Source organism: Limnobacter humi, from assembly GCF_024518835.1.
GTDB lineage: Bacteria > Pseudomonadota > Gammaproteobacteria > Burkholderiales > Burkholderiaceae_B > Limnobacter > Limnobacter humi.
This window is the reverse complement of sequence record NZ_JANIGO010000004.1, coordinates 314,681-328,496: the sequence shown is the minus strand read 5'-3', so window position 1 is coordinate 328,496 and position 13,816 is coordinate 314,681. Positions and strand designations below refer to the sequence as shown.

Genomic DNA, 13,816 nt, shown 5'->3' with positions numbered 1-13,816 from the left:
CGCAGGCCGGAAGACAGGCGGGCGATGGCGGTGTCCAGACCGGCACCGGACATGGACAGGTTTTTCTGAGCGGTCAGCGACGCGACGTTTGTATTGATTCCCAACATGATGATTCTCCAAGCAGTGTGTTTTTGATTCATGGTGGCCGCGTCATTGCGCTGCCTTATGAATCCATTAACGCGAGGAAAAAAGGAATCTTTAGGGCGGAAAAACAAAAAAATTCCCCACAGGCGGAGAATTTTTTTGCACCCTCAAGTTTGCGGTCTTGCTGCCGTAAAGCTGCCCCGCATTCTGCGGCAACCCCCGGAAACACAGGCTTTTGGCCTGAGAACCGGGGGCGCTCGGAGGAACCCCTTCAATTGGGGGAAGGGCTTAACGCAGCAGGCTCAACACGTTGTTGGGCAGCTGGTTGGCCTGGGCCAACATCGCTGTACCAGCCTGTTGCAGGATCTGCGAGCGGGTCAGGTTGGCAGTTTCTTTGGCGAAGTCTGCATCCATGATCCGGCCCTTGGCAGAAGCCAGGTTGGTGGAGCTGCTTTCCAGTGAAGACGCCACTTGTTCCAGGCGGCTCAGGCCAGCACCCACGGTCGCACGCAGGTTGGTCACCGCATTGATGTTGGTGTCAATGTTGGTGATGGCGGTGGTGGCGTTGGCCACGCTGTCGATCGCACCGAAGGTGGATGCAGCCAGGGTGGTTTGCAGGTCGTTACCGCCCGATGTACCGTCATCAGTCAGGTTCACGGCCAGGCTGTCGGTGGTGGCGTTGCCAGAACCAATCTGCAGGGTCACCGACTTGTTGGCTGAGCTGAACACGTTGTTGCCGTTGAAGGTGGTGCCAGTGGAAATCCGGGTGATTTCATTGCCCAGTTCGGTGTATTCACGGTTCAGGTTGGCGCGGTCGGTGGAGTTCAGGGTGCCGTTTTTGGCTTGAACAGCCAGTTCACGCATGCGCTGCATGTTGTCGGAGATCTTGCCCATGGCGCCGTCGGCGACCTGGAGCAGGGATGTACCGTCGTTGGCGTTGCGTTGTGCAACGTCAAAGCCTTTGATCTGTGCGGTCATGCGCTCGGCAATCGCCAAACCGGCGGCATCGTCTTTGGCCGAGTTGATGCGCAGGCCAGAAGACAGGCGGGCAATCGAGGTTTGAAGGGAGCCAGCAGACTTGCTGAGGTTCATCTGGGCTGTCAATGAAGGTGCGTTTGTGTTGATTCCTAACATGATGTTCCACTCCGAAATGGTGATCAATGAGGTTGAACAAATGGGTCAGGGTTGGTAACCGCTGATCGATTCGGCAAGTTCGCTGCCGATGACTAGTTAACGAAACAGCTGGAAAAAACTTTAGATAAAACTTTAAAAAAAAATTATAAGCAAATGAAAACAAAGAAATAAAAAAACTGTACTTTGAGTGCCGATCACACTCAAAGTACAGTCGTTGATTCGCCCATGGCCGGGCATGGCCCTGGCTCGGCGAGGTATAAAAATGGCGGGTGGGTGTTGGCCTACCCCGCCAAAACAACCGGCATTCAGGAATCAGGATGCAGGCTGCTGCTTGGTCGTGGTGGTCACTGTCGTGGCCACCGTTGTCTTCACTCAACAGGCTTACTTCAACAGGCTCAACACATTGTTGGGCAGTTGGTTGGCCTGGGCCAACATGGCTGTACCAGCCTGTTGCAATATCTGCGAGCGTGTGAGGTTGGCAGTTTCCTTCGCAAAATCCGCATCCATGATCCGCCCGCGCGCTGCTGACAAATTCGTGTTCTGAATGTCTGCAAAAGCCACCACCTGCTCCAGACGGCTTTGACCGGCACCGACCACGGCCCGAACACTGGTGATGGCATCAATCGCGCCATCCAGGCGGGTAATGGCCGTGGTGGCGTTGGCCACGCTGTCCACGCCCACCAGGTTGGCCTGGATGGTGCCGTTGCCGTTCACCAACACGGTCGTCAAATCATTACCGCCTGCTGTGGCATCGTCGGTCAGGTTCACCGTCAGCGTGTCGGTGGCTGCGTTGCCGGTGCCGATCTGGAAAGCCATGCTCTTGTTGGCTGCGTTAAACACAGCATTGCCGTTGAACGTAGTGCCGCTCACAATGCGGTCCACTTCATTGGCCAGTTCGACGTATTCGCGGTTCAGATTGGTGCGGTCGGTGGGGTTGAGCGATCCATTTTTGGCTTGCACAGCCAGTTCACGCATGCGCTGCAGGTTGTCGGCGATCTTGCCCATCGCGCCATCGGCCACTTGCAGCAGCGAGGTGCCGTCACTGGCGTTTCTGGACGCCACAGCGTAGCCCTTGATCTGTGCATTCATGCGCTCGGCAATCGCCAGGCCAGCGGCATCATCCTTGGCATTGTTTACACGCAGGCCAGATGACAGGCGGGCGATGGAGGTTTCCATGCCCAGGCCGGACATGGACAAATTCTTTTGAGCGGTTAATGACGCAACGTTTGTATTGATTCCCAACATGATGATTCTCCAAGCGGTTTGTTTGTGTGTTCGGTGCTGGTCACAATGCCGCCCCGATGACCTGTTAACGCTGCTGGAAAAACGAACTTGAGGGGTGTTGTCAAACTTTTTAAATAAATTGTTGGGGGACTTCAGTTTTTTTTTCAGTCGCCGTAAACGCCGGTTTTTTGACAAAGGTTGACAGATCTCCGGTGCGTGGAGGGTCAAGTTTTATGCGGCTCTGACCGTTATTTGAATTGACCGGTGCTTGTTCGGGAGGCCTCGAAGGAGGCCCGCCATATGGGGTTCGACCAGATGGGGGGATCCCCCCAAGCCGTGATGCCCCCCGTGCTCAAGGATAGGCACAGTGAAGCCGTGAAGTTGATTTGTGTCATCCAGATTCCTACAGGTTGATTGACTGAAGGATGACGACACGAATGGTGCCAAGCCGATTCAGGTTTCCACTGGAGACGCCGACACTACGTATGAGGGAAATGTCTTTGAAACAACCGTTTGGAAGACAACAGAGACACGACAGACTGACTGTTGAATTGGAGGATGTTCACATGAAAAGCACACGTTTACTGGATGAGATTCGCGAGACCAACCTGTCCTACTTGTTGCTGGCTCAGCAACTGATTCGTGAAGACCGCGCCGAAGCCACCTTCCGTTTGGGAATTTCCGAGGAAGTGGCTGACCTGATTGACCAACTGACCACAGCCCAGGTGTTGCGGATTGCATCCAGCAACATGTTGATGTGCCGTTTCCGTTTCGACGACGAGGTGGTTTGGAACCTGCTGACCAGCCACACCAAAGATCGCACCGTGTCTGGCATGCACGCAGCCATCATCATGTCTGGCAAAGCCGCCAGCACCGCTGCGTAAGTTGCGTTTCAACCGATCACATCATCAAAGGCGCTGTCATGGCTAAAGTCAAATCCATTCTGTCCGAAGCAGCACAAATCCAGTTGGCGACCGAGCTCATCCGTTTGGATGCCCGCTTGCAAGTGCTGGAGTCCGAAACGCAGTTGTCCCGCGAACGTTTGCTCAAACTCTATAAAGAGTTGAAGCACAAGTCGCCACCCAAGGGCATGTTGCCGTTTTCGACCGATTGGTTCATGACCTGGCAGCCCAACATCCATTCATCGCTGTTCATCAACATTTACCAGACCCTGATCAAGAGCACCGAGATTGAAGACATCGATGCCATCATCAAGGCCTACCGCATGTACCTGGAACAAGTGGCGCACCTGGGCTTGCCCGAAGTGTTGTCGCTGACCCGCGCATGGCGCCTGGTGAAGTTCTTTGATGCCGGTATGTTGACCACCACCGCGTGCAAGGAATGTGAGGGCCGTTTTGTCGTACACACCTTTGAGTTGGTGAATGACTATGTGTGTGGCCTTTGCCACATGCCTTCCCGTGCTGGTAAAACCCGTCAGTCGGCTGCTGAACGTTTCTTCAATGAAGAGGCCAGCCTCGAAGTTTGATTTGAATTGAACAATCGCCCCAGGGAGAAGGGGCTACGTTTACCTCCGCTGCGTTAAAAGGTCCGGTTGCATCCTCCCACCCTCTGTCTCTTCCGGGTCTGCAGCGGGGGTTTCTCAATCCCCACAAGGCCAGTGCTTCCGTGCACTGGCCTTGTTGCATTGGGGGTCCCCAAAATGCAGGAACCACGCACCTGTCCGGGCACTTTGACAAGCTGTCATGCTTTGAATTCGCCCCTAAAAAGTGGCTTATTCAAATAAAAGATTTTACAAATCCTGCCGACAATACCTATACAGAAAAACCAATTTCGAGCAGAGGGTTCTCTCCATGTTTGTCATCGTTGGCTACATCCTTGTCACAGGCTCCGTGCTCGGTGGCTTCCTCATGGCGGGCGGGCACTTGCATGTGTTGTGGCAGCCAGTGGAGCTCGTCATCATCGCCGGTGCAGCCATTGGCGGTTTTATTGTGAGCAACACCACCAAGGTGTTGAAAGCTGTTGGAAAGGGGCTGGCCAGTTGCTTCAAGAACACGGCAGTCACCCGCGAGTTCTACATGTCGCTGATGGCCCTGATGTATGAAATTCTCACCAAGGTGCGCAAAGAGGGACTGATGTCCATCGAGGGCGATGTGGAAGAGCCCGAACAAAGCCCGCTGTTTCAGAAATATCCCGATGTGTTGGCAGACCATCACATTGTGGAATTCATGACCGATTACCTGCGTTTGATGGTGAGCGGCAACCTGAACCCGATGGAAATTGAAGCCCTGATGGACGGTGAGCTGGAAACCCACCATCAAGAAGCGCACACCCCGGCCTCTGCCGTTCAGAAAATGGCGGATGGCTTGCCAGCTTTCGGTATTGTGGCCGCGGTGATGGGGGTGGTGCACGTGATGGGTTCGGTGGGGCAAGTCAGCAACGCGGAGCTCGGGAACATGATTGCAGCAGCCCTGGTGGGTACCTTCCTGGGTATTTTGCTGTCGTACGGTTTTGTGGGCCCGTTGGCCAGTTTGCTGGAGCAAAAAATCAGCGAATCGTCCAAGCCCTTTGAATGTGTGAAAACCACGCTGTTGGCCAGTTTGAATGGCTATTCGCCTGCACTGGCTGTGGAGTTTGGTCGCAAGGTGTTGTATTCCACCGAACGGCCAACCTTCCTGGAGCTGGAGTCGCACGTGAAGGGTACCAAGGGGTAAACGGCCATGGCCAAGTCCGAGCAAGAACGCCCCATCATCGTCATCAAGAAGATCAAAAAGGGTGGCCACGGCCACCACGGCGGGGCCTGGAAAATTGCATATGCCGACTTCGTGACGGCCATGATGGCGTTTTTCCTGTTGATGTGGCTGCTGGGTTCCACATCGGAAGGCGACTTGAAAGGTATTTCCGATTATTTCAATTCACCCTTGAAGGTTGCCCTGATGGGGGGTGAAGGATCGGGCACTGCAACGAGTGTAATACAGGCAGGTGGAACCGATTTGGCGCGGTCGGTTGGACAGATCAAAAGTGGCAACAACGAAAAAGAGGTGAATTACAACCCCAACTCCACCACTGAAAAAGCTGAGGCCCAGCGCCTGGAGCAATTAAAGGGGGAAATTGAGGGCCTAATCGACGCATCGGATTTGATGAAACAGTTTAAAAATCAAATCATTCTGGATTTAACGCCGGAGGGATTGCGGATTCAGATTGTGGACGAGCGCAACCGACCCATGTTTGACATCGGCAGTGCGGTGCTCAAGGACTACATGAAGGATATTTTGCGCAACCTCACCAAGGTGTTGAACCAGGTGCCCAACAAGTTAACGCTGTCGGGCCACACCGATGCAGCGCCCTACGCCCTGGGCAACAAAGGTTACAGCAATTGGGAATTGTCGGCAGACCGCGCCAACGCCAGTCGCCGTGAAATGACAGCAGCGGGCATGTCGGACAACAAGATGCTGCGCGTGGTGGGCTTGGCGTCTTCGGTACCGTTGGTTGAAAACGATCCGATGGCTGCGGTGAACCGCCGGATTGCGATTGTGGTGATGAACAAAAAAGCAGAAGAAGCTGTGCGAGCGATGGCTCACACGGATGCTGCAGAGGGCCGCACGTTTGTGGATTTGCCACCCGTGCCCCGATTGAATGAAAAGCCTGTGAAAGGGCAGTGATTGAAATGGAAAACAATGGCAAGCAGCCATTTTGTCAGGAGCGACAATGATGCAAAACGACTACCGCTTGATGAACATGATTGATGAGAAGGCTCGGCTGGCGGGCTCCAACAAAATGGAGTTGCTGCTGTTCTCGCTGGGCTCGACCGAAGTGTTTGGCATCAACGTGTTCAAGGTTCGCGAAGTGTGCGAAACACTGCCGATCACCCGCACACCGAACATGCCACCCGGTGTGGAAGGCATCATTTCACTGCGTGGCAGCATTTTGCCCGTCATCGACCTGGCAGCGTGCTTGCGGATGGACAACGGATCGGAGCGCACCAAGCTCATCATCACCGAGTTTTCATCGCACACCCAGGCCTTCCTGGTGCAGGATGTGGATCGCATTGTGCGGGTGGACTGGGAACAAGTGAAATCACCCCAGAGCATCGGTCAGTCCCAAAGCGCCATGATCACGGCCCTGACTGAATTGCCCGATGGCAAGTTGGTGTCGATTCTGGATGTGGAACAAATTCTGGGTGAAGTGATTGGTGAGGGCGATGTGCCCAACATGGACTCGCTGCGCCCCGATCATCCACACCCGGTTTTCTTTGCAGATGATTCCAACCTGGCCCGGAAAAAAATCACCGAGGTGCTGGAAAAACTGCACCTGCCTTACCAAAGCGCCACCAACGGCCGCGAAGCCTGGGAAAAGCTGCGCAACATTGCCAACCGGGCTGAAAACGAAAACCGCAACATCAAGGACGAGGTGTCTCTGATCCTGGTCGATGCGGAAATGCCAGAAATGGACGGTTATGTGCTGACACGCCACATCAAGGAAGACCCGCGTTTCCGCGATATTCCGGTGTTGATGCACTCCTCGCTGTCCTCGGTGGCCAACAAGAAGCTGGGTCAGCAAGTGGGTGTGGATGCCTATGTCGGCAAATTCCATCCAGAAGAGCTGGCTCAAATGGTGACCTCAATGCTGCAACCAGCGTAAGGAGCAAGCATGAACCCCGAAGAATTGAGAATCCTGATTGTGGACGACTTTTCGACCATGCGTCGAATCGTTCGAAACCTGCTGAAGGAAATCGGCTACAACAATGCCGACGAAGCCGAAGACGGTGCTGTGGCGCTGGGCAAGCTCAAAAGCGGCCACTTCAATTTTGTGGTGAGCGATTTGAACATGCCCAACATGAATGGCTTTGAGCTGCTGCAAAACATTCGCAGCGACCCCGATCTCAAGCACCTGCCCGTGTTGTTGGTGACGGCGGAAGCCAAGAAGGAAGACATTGTGACGGCTGCCCAAATGGGGGCCAATGGTTACATCGTCAAGCCCTTCACCAAAGCGACCCTGGAAGAGAAACTTGGCAAGATTGTCGCCAAGATGTCTGTGTAAAAACCCACAACAAGCGAGGGCGCGAGGATGACTCCCGATAACTTGAAAAACGGCGACAACGACGAACTGGAAGCCCTGTTCGATTCCATTGCAGAACAGCGTAGCTGGGACAGCGGCGCAAGCGCCACCCCTGCGCAACAGCAGGCAGCAGCGCCGGACAACATGGCCAATGACAACCCATTTGCCGACATGGACGAAGGCGACGGTGATGACCCGCACGATGTCTTCCGTCGCGTGGGTTCACTGACACGAAAGCTGCACGACGCCCTGCGTGAACTGGGCTACGACAAAAGTGTTGAAACGGCTGTGAACAGCCTGCCCGATGCCCGTGCCCGACTGAATTACATCGCCAACCTGACGGGTCAGGCTGCTGAAAAAGTGCTAGCCACCGTGGAGGTTTCCCAGAAGCTGAACGATGACCTGGCCGACCAGGCCAATGCACTCGACAAAGCCTGGGACAAGCTCTACAACAATGAAATGAGCCTGGAAGAATTCAAGGCCCATGCGCAAGCCAACCGGGATTTTGTGAAGCGGGTTTCAGGCCACACGGGTGAAATGGGCAGCAAGCTGACCGACATCATGATGGCGCAGGACTTCCATGACCTGACTGGTCAAGTGGTCAACCGCATTGCGAACATGGCCCAAGGGCTGGAAGAGCAGCTGGTTCAGTTGTTGCTGGACACCACACCACCCGACCAGCGCAAGCAGGTTGAAGAAACCTGGCTGAATGGTCCAGCCATCAACACCGAGGGCCGCACCGATGTGTGTGCCAACCAGGGCCAGGTGGACGACCTGCTGGAAAGCCTGGGCTTCTGAGGACAGTGCCCGTTGATTCGGGTGGGAGAAATGAATGAGTGCATTCAGTGATGTCGAGTTGCTACAAGACTTCTTGACCGAAGCGGGTGACTTGCTGGAAGACGTGGACGCCAAATTGGTAGAGCTGGAGCAGAGTCCGGAAGATTCAGACCTGTTGGCCACGGTGTTTCGTGGGTTTCACACCATCAAGGGGGGCGCCGGTTTTCTGGAAGCTGCCCACCTGGTGGAGTTGTGCCACAAAACTGAAAACCTCTTTGACAAGCTACGTTCACGCAGCCTCTCGCTGACCGCCGAAATGATGGACAGCATTCTGGCTGCCACCGGTGAAGTGCACCGCATGTTTGGTGAAATGCGCAATGGGCATCAGCCGTCGGGGGCACCCCAGGAGCTGCTGGATGCGCTGGATGCGGCCATTGAGGGCCGCAGTGTCGCGCCGGTGGACCCTGTTGCTGCACCGAGCTCAACAGCTGAGCCTGAAGCAGCGCCTGTTGCTGTACGGTCCACCAACACCGACGATGAACTGGACTGGGCCGGCATGTATGAAGCTGTGGTGGGTGTACCACCCAAGGAACTCGCACAGGCAGCGCTGAGCACCGAGATGGTCACGGAAGCGTTGGCAAAACAGTCGGCCGCTGCAGTTCGCCCCAAGCCTGTGGCCAAACCCAAACCCGCTGCATCGCCTGCAGCCGCCGCCACCAAAGAAAACACCATTCGGGTCGACACCCAACGTTTTGACCAGATTTTGAACCTGAGCGGTGAAATTGGTTTGACCAAGAACCGGCTGAATTGCCTGTTTGATGCCATCACCCGTGGTGACCGCGGTGAGGATGTTCTCAAGGCGCTCGACACCGTGGTGGGTCAGTTGGACATGTTGGTGTCAGACCTGCAATCGGCTGTGATGAAAGCCCGCATGCAGCCAGTTGGCCGTGTATTCCAGAAATACAGCCGCTTGGCGCGTGATGTAGCCCGCCAGTTGGGCAAAGATGTTGAACTGGTGATTGAAGGCGCAGAAACCGAAGTGGACAAGTCCATTCTGGAAGAGCTGAATGATCCCTTGGTTCACCTGGTGCGCAATGCGGTTGACCACGGCATTGAAACCATCGCAGACCGCACAGCCGTTGGTAAAAATGCCAAAGGTATTGTGAACCTGTCGGCACGCCAAACAGGCGACCACATCGTGATCGAAATCCAGGATGATGGCCGCGGCATGCGTCCGGAAGTGATTCGGGAAAAAGCGGTGGAAAAGGGGTTGATCAGCCATGAAGAGGCCGGTCAACTCAACACCCAAGACAGCCTGCAACTGATTTTTTTACCCGGCTTTTCGACCAAGGATCAGATTTCCGATATTTCTGGCCGCGGTGTGGGCATGGATGTGGTCAAGACCAATATTCAGCGCCTGAATGGACGGATCGAAATTCAGTCTGAGCCGGGTCAGGGCTCTCGAATCACCATTCTGCTGCCGCTCACGCTGGCCATATTGCCGGTGCTGATGCTCAAGCTGGAAGAGCAAATTTACTCATTGCCATTGTCTTGTGTGCGGGAAATCATTCCGATTGAGCAAGAGAAGGTTCAGCGCGTGAATGGAAAGCCCACCATGGTCATCCGTGGCGAAGTGGTGCCTTTGCTGGATTTGGCCAGTCTGATCGGACGCCCCACCAGCGATCGACCCAAAGTGGGTGTGATGGCCGTGAGCGGCAACCGCAGTTGCATTCTGGCTGTGGACACCTTGGTGGGGCAGGATGAGGTCATGATCAAGCCACTGGACGGCGTCAAACCCAAAGGCGTGGCGGGTGCCACCTTATCTGGCGAGGGGCTGTTGGTGCTGGTTCTGGAATTGCGGGAGTTGCTGGAAGGCAAGCTGTAAGAACTCCCGTTGAATGGCTGTTTCCCCTGAGGGCCAGGTTTTTAACCTGGCCCTTTTGTTTTACCTTGTTTCACCTTTGTTTAAAGTAGGCGGTTTTTGCCGGTCTAATAACCTGATTGGGTTTGTCTGAAATTTTTAATAATTTGATATCGCCTGCTGCAGAACACTGCAGACCGCATTTTTAAATCAACACAACAAAGCCGACTGACGGGCTCACAAGGCCTGGGCTGGGAGATGTTCAGATGAGTTCACTGTACCGCACCATCGAGAAAACGTTTTTCTACACATTGGGCCGAAAGTTGTTTGGCAATGTGATGGTGACAGTGCTGGCCTCCATCACGGGTTTTGGCGTGCTGTACGCCTGGTTGCAAGGCCGCATTCCAGCCACCGATTTACCCGTGTTCAACACGCTGTTTGCCACATTCACCGCCCTGACGGTGCTCAGTGGCGTAGGGGCTTACCTGTATTTAAAACACCTCATTGTGCGCCCGGTGCATTTGCTCAGTGCCCGTATGAATTTGCTGGCCCATGGTGAGGGTGACTTGTCGGTGGATTTGCCCACCGTGACCCAGGATGAACTGTGTGAGTTGGCCGACAATTACAATGCCTTCATGGCACGCCTTCGTGATCTTATTCATGAAATTCGCCGCATGACCGCGCAGGTGTCCATGGAGTCGGTGCGGGTGTCTGGCAGTTTGAAAGACGCCAGCCGCACGGCCGACAAACAGGGTGAAATCACCGGTGAAATTTTCAATGCAGCCGACCACGCGTCCCAAGCCATGGAGCAGGTGGCCAACAGCGCCAGCTATTTGTCGTCAGCCACCAGCGAACATTTGCAGACCGTGAATTCATCCTACCGTGAACTGTTGACCGTGGCTGAAGACATGAACAACGCCTCGGGCAGCCTGAGCAGTTTCGGGCAGACAGTGGAGCAACTGGCGGCCACTGGCAAAGGGATTGAAAGCATCGTCAAGCTCATCAATGATATTTCGGACCAAACCAACTTGCTGGCCTTGAATGCGGCCATTGAAGCGGCGCGTGCCGGTGAGCAGGGCCGGGGTTTTGCGGTGGTGGCTGACGAGGTGCGCGGTTTGGCTGAACGGGTCAAGGCGGCAACCGGTGAAATCCGCGGCAATATTTCATCCATGCTCGCACTGGTGAACGACACACAAAACGAAACCCGTGAAATCAACCAGAGCATTCTCAAAGGCCAGCACACCGTGACTGCCTCGTCTGAGAAGTTTTCAGGCATGGTCCATAGTTTTGAGGAAATGAGCACCCAGATCAACGACGTGACCACACAGGTTCAGTCGGTGAAGGTGATCAATGCCGAGGTGTCGGAAAAAGCCTCTCGCATTCGCGAAACTGCACAGTCGGTGATCAGCCAGACCACCGACAGCGAGCGCTCCAGCAGTGAGTTGGCCAACGCAACCGACCGCATCAAGGAACTGGTGGCTCGCTTCAAGATTGGCAAAGGGGCTTATGAGTCCATCATCGAACGGGCCATGCAGGCTCGCCAGGCCTGTGCAGACATTTTGACGCGGGCCCAACTCAGTGGTGTGAACATTTTCGATGAGAGTTACAAGCCGATTGCCAACACCAATCCGCAAAAGTACAGCACCCACTATGACCGTGCGGTGGAACGTGAATTGCAGGCCGTGTACGATCGCTTGGTGGCCGATGTTCAAGGGTCTGTATTCGCACTCTGTGTGGACCGCAAAGGCTATGCACCAACGCACAACAGCAAGTATTCAAGGCCTGCGACCGGCGACCTGAAAAAAGACCTGGTGGAGAGCCGTGACAAACGCATGTTCAGCGATCCCGTCGGTCTTCGCGCTGCGCAGAATGTCACGCCGTGGCTGTTGCAAACCTATCGACGTGACACCGGTGAGGTGCTCAATGATCTATCCTTGCCCATCGAGATTGACGGCCGCCACTGGGGTGGTATCCGTTTGGGCTTCAGTCCGGAACTGTTGATTCGAGATTGATGACAGGCCAGTGACTGTGTTCAGCACTGATTCAGTGGCTGTTTAGCCAATCATTCATGACCGACTCACACTGCTTGAGTCGGTCCATCAATTTCTCAAACAGAAACTGAAAACTCTGGATGTCTTTGTCCGAAGGTACATTGGGTGCACTGCGGCAGGTTTTTTCCAGTGTTTCGGCGATTTCACGCACCATTTCAAGCCCAATGGCGGCGCTGGCCCCTTTCACATTGTGTGCGGCATTGCCCAGTTCCACCCAGTCTGCTGCTGAGTAGGCCTTGGTTAATCGATGGGTGTAGGTGTCCCGTTCATTCAAGTAAACCCCGATGAGCATCTTGAGCAACTCAAGATCATCGTCGATGCGGGCCAGTGCCTCGGTGGGGTCGTAAAGCATGGGTGCCTGTCCTGTGTGGTTTCCCCTTCAATTCGGGGGTTTGTTTTGTATGTTCTTGACCACATAATAGAGCCTTCATTGCAGAAAGGGGAGCCGCGGTGGCTGAAGAAAGCGACCAGGAAAAGGAATTACCAGCCTCCGAACAAAAGATCCGCAAAGCCCGCGAAGAAGGCAATGTGCCCAGGTCGCGAGAGTTGGGCGGTGGCGTGGTGTTGCTCGTCGGTGTGGCGTTGCTGTATTCGCTGGGTACAGACCTGTTAAGCCAAAGCGAAAAACTGTTGCGCGCTGGCCTAACGCTGGACCGCACGCAGGCGTTCGACACCAAGGCCATGGGCCTGAAATGGATTGGCATGATGCAGGATAGCCTGGTCATTTTGATCCCACTGTTTCTGGCTGTATTTGTGTCGGCGATTGTGGCCAACCTGGTGGTGGGCGGACTGAACTGGTCAACCAAGCCGCTGGAGCCAAAACTCTCCAAATTAAATCCTGTTAGCGGCTTGAAGAATATTTTCTCCACCAACGGTTTGGTGGAGTTGCTGAAAGCGGTACTGAAGGCCGTGGTACTGGGCGGCGTGGGCTACTTGTTGATTCAGGCCGACATGCCTGAGTTTGCCCAACTGTCGGCCATGCCACTGGAACATGCCATGGCTGAAACGGCCCGCATCGCTGTGAAAGATGCCTTGATTCTGGCCTGTGTGTACATGGGCATTGTGGCCATTGATGTGCCATATCAGCTGTGGAAGTACTACAAAGGTTTGCGCATGAATCTGGAAGAACTCAAGCGTGAAGCCAAGGAATCAGAAGGCGACCCACACTTGAAGGGGCGCATCAAGCAGATGCAACGGGAAGCCGCCCGCAAGCGGATGATGGCCTCGGTACCCAAAGCCGATGTGATCGTCACCAACCCAACCCATTACTCGGTTGCCCTGAAATACGACAAGCAGGGCAATGGCGCTCCCCGGGTGTTGGCCAAAGGCATCGGACCTTTGGCCCTGCGCATCCGCGAAGTGGGCAAGGAAGCCAGGATCCCCTTGGTTGAAGCCCCGCCCTTGGCCCGTGCGCTGTACGCCCATGTTGAACTGGAACAGGAAATACCCGCCAGTTTGTACACGGCGGTGGCCAAGCTGCTGGCGTATGTCTATGCGCTGGCGGAGGGCAGGGCGCATTTGCTCCAAGTGCCCGATTCGGCGGATATACCGGCGGGCTTGGATCCGGGAGTGAGTGAGTAAAGCTGTTTTCTGCGCGTGTACCCCTCCCTTGGCGACGGCCAATCTGTTGTTCAAAACCTGAGCCTCGCGATCGCTGAGGTCGACCCTC

Annotated in this window: 13 protein-coding genes and 1 pseudogene; 10 read left to right on the top strand and 4 right to left on the bottom strand. The window is 54.9% G+C overall.

Features of this window, described 5'->3' with window-relative positions:
• The 3 genes and pseudogenes from NQT62_RS15570 to NQT62_RS13170 all read right to left on the bottom strand — a co-directional run.
• Positions 1–110: pseudogene (locus tag NQT62_RS15570) on the bottom strand (flagellin FliC); the annotation flags it as partial.
• A 262-nt stretch (positions 111–372) separates the two neighbouring features.
• The gene (locus tag NQT62_RS13175; protein WP_256765184.1) at positions 373–1,218 is read right to left on the bottom strand and encodes a flagellin N-terminal helical domain-containing protein; all 846 of its coding nucleotides are present in this window, start codon (positions 1,216–1,218) and stop codon (positions 373–375) included.
• Positions 1,219–1,599: 381 nt separating this feature from the next.
• A complete protein-coding gene (locus NQT62_RS13170) occupies positions 1,600–2,463 on the bottom strand; it encodes a flagellin N-terminal helical domain-containing protein (RefSeq protein ID WP_256765183.1) in 864 nt (287 codons plus the stop codon).
• A gap of 545 nt (positions 2,464–3,008) precedes the next feature.
• Here NQT62_RS13170 and flhD point away from each other — a divergent pair.
• From flhD to NQT62_RS13125, 9 genes are all read left to right on the top strand, one after another.
• Positions 3,009–3,326 carry a flagellar transcriptional regulator FlhD gene (gene flhD / locus NQT62_RS13165; protein WP_256765182.1) on the top strand — a complete coding sequence of 106 codons (318 nt, stop codon included), beginning with the start codon at positions 3,009–3,011 and terminating at the stop codon, positions 3,324–3,326.
• 38 nt (positions 3,327–3,364) lie between these two features.
• A complete protein-coding gene (gene flhC / locus NQT62_RS13160; protein WP_256765181.1) occupies positions 3,365–3,928 on the top strand; it encodes a flagellar transcriptional regulator FlhC in 564 nt (187 codons plus the stop codon).
• Positions 3,929–4,253: 325 nt separating this feature from the next.
• On the top strand, positions 4,254–5,114 hold the full coding sequence (gene motA, locus NQT62_RS13155) for a flagellar motor stator protein MotA (RefSeq protein WP_256765180.1): 861 nt from the start codon (positions 4,254–4,256) through the stop codon (positions 5,112–5,114).
• Between the two features lie 6 nt (positions 5,115–5,120).
• Entirely contained in the window at positions 5,121–6,062 is a 942-nt protein-coding gene (gene motB / locus NQT62_RS13150; RefSeq protein ID WP_256765179.1) for a flagellar motor protein MotB, read from the top strand.
• Positions 6,063–6,108: 46 nt separating this feature from the next.
• Entirely contained in the window at positions 6,109–7,041 is a 933-nt protein-coding gene (locus NQT62_RS13145) for a chemotaxis protein (RefSeq protein WP_256765178.1), read from the top strand.
• 9 nt (positions 7,042–7,050) lie between these two features.
• Positions 7,051–7,440: a chemotaxis response regulator CheY gene (gene cheY / locus NQT62_RS13140; RefSeq protein WP_256765177.1), complete on the top strand. Its 390-nt coding sequence runs from the start codon at positions 7,051–7,053 to the stop codon at positions 7,438–7,440.
• 27 nt (positions 7,441–7,467) lie between these two features.
• Complete coding sequence (locus NQT62_RS13135; protein WP_256765176.1) at positions 7,468–8,256, top strand: protein phosphatase CheZ; 789 nt, start codon at positions 7,468–7,470, stop codon at positions 8,254–8,256.
• Between the two features lie 34 nt (positions 8,257–8,290).
• The gene (locus tag NQT62_RS13130; protein WP_256765175.1) at positions 8,291–10,120 is read left to right on the top strand and encodes a chemotaxis protein CheA; all 1,830 of its coding nucleotides are present in this window, start codon (positions 8,291–8,293) and stop codon (positions 10,118–10,120) included.
• Between the two features lie 242 nt (positions 10,121–10,362).
• Positions 10,363–12,108, top strand: coding sequence for a methyl-accepting chemotaxis protein (locus NQT62_RS13125; protein ID WP_256765174.1), 1,746 nt, complete (start codon positions 10,363–10,365; stop codon positions 12,106–12,108).
• Positions 12,109–12,139: 31 nt separating this feature from the next.
• Here NQT62_RS13125 and NQT62_RS13120 read toward each other — a convergent pair whose 3' ends face one another.
• The gene (locus NQT62_RS13120) at positions 12,140–12,499 is read right to left on the bottom strand and encodes an Hpt domain-containing protein (RefSeq protein ID WP_256765173.1); all 360 of its coding nucleotides are present in this window, start codon (positions 12,497–12,499) and stop codon (positions 12,140–12,142) included.
• 98 nt (positions 12,500–12,597) lie between these two features.
• Here NQT62_RS13120 and flhB point away from each other — a divergent pair, with 98 nt between their 5' ends.
• Entirely contained in the window at positions 12,598–13,728 is a 1,131-nt protein-coding gene (gene flhB, locus NQT62_RS13115; protein ID WP_256765172.1) for a flagellar biosynthesis protein FlhB, read from the top strand.
• Positions 13,729–13,816 lie beyond the last annotated feature (88 nt).

Coding starts and splice junctions, on each gene's coding strand:
- motA (WP_256765180.1), top strand. CDS start 4,254: ATGTTTGTCATCGTTGGCTACATCCTTGTCACAGGCTCCGTGCTCGGT.
- NQT62_RS13125 (WP_256765174.1), top strand. CDS start 10,363: ATGAGTTCACTGTACCGCACCATCGAGAAAACGTTTTTCTACACATTG.
- NQT62_RS13170 (WP_256765183.1), bottom strand. CDS start 2,463: ATGTTGGGAATCAATACAAACGTTGCGTCATTAACCGCTCAAAAGAAT.
- NQT62_RS13130 (WP_256765175.1), top strand. CDS start 8,291: ATGAGTGCATTCAGTGATGTCGAGTTGCTACAAGACTTCTTGACCGAA.
- NQT62_RS13135 (WP_256765176.1), top strand. CDS start 7,468: ATGACTCCCGATAACTTGAAAAACGGCGACAACGACGAACTGGAAGCC.
- motB (WP_256765179.1), top strand. CDS start 5,121: ATGGCCAAGTCCGAGCAAGAACGCCCCATCATCGTCATCAAGAAGATC.
- flhC (WP_256765181.1), top strand. CDS start 3,365: ATGGCTAAAGTCAAATCCATTCTGTCCGAAGCAGCACAAATCCAGTTG.
- cheY (WP_256765177.1), top strand. CDS start 7,051: ATGAACCCCGAAGAATTGAGAATCCTGATTGTGGACGACTTTTCGACC.
- flhD (WP_256765182.1), top strand. CDS start 3,009: ATGAAAAGCACACGTTTACTGGATGAGATTCGCGAGACCAACCTGTCC.
- NQT62_RS13120 (WP_256765173.1), bottom strand. CDS start 12,499: ATGCTTTACGACCCCACCGAGGCACTGGCCCGCATCGACGATGATCTT.
- NQT62_RS13175 (WP_256765184.1), bottom strand. CDS start 1,218: ATGTTAGGAATCAACACAAACGCACCTTCATTGACAGCCCAGATGAAC.
- NQT62_RS13145 (WP_256765178.1), top strand. CDS start 6,109: ATGATGCAAAACGACTACCGCTTGATGAACATGATTGATGAGAAGGCT.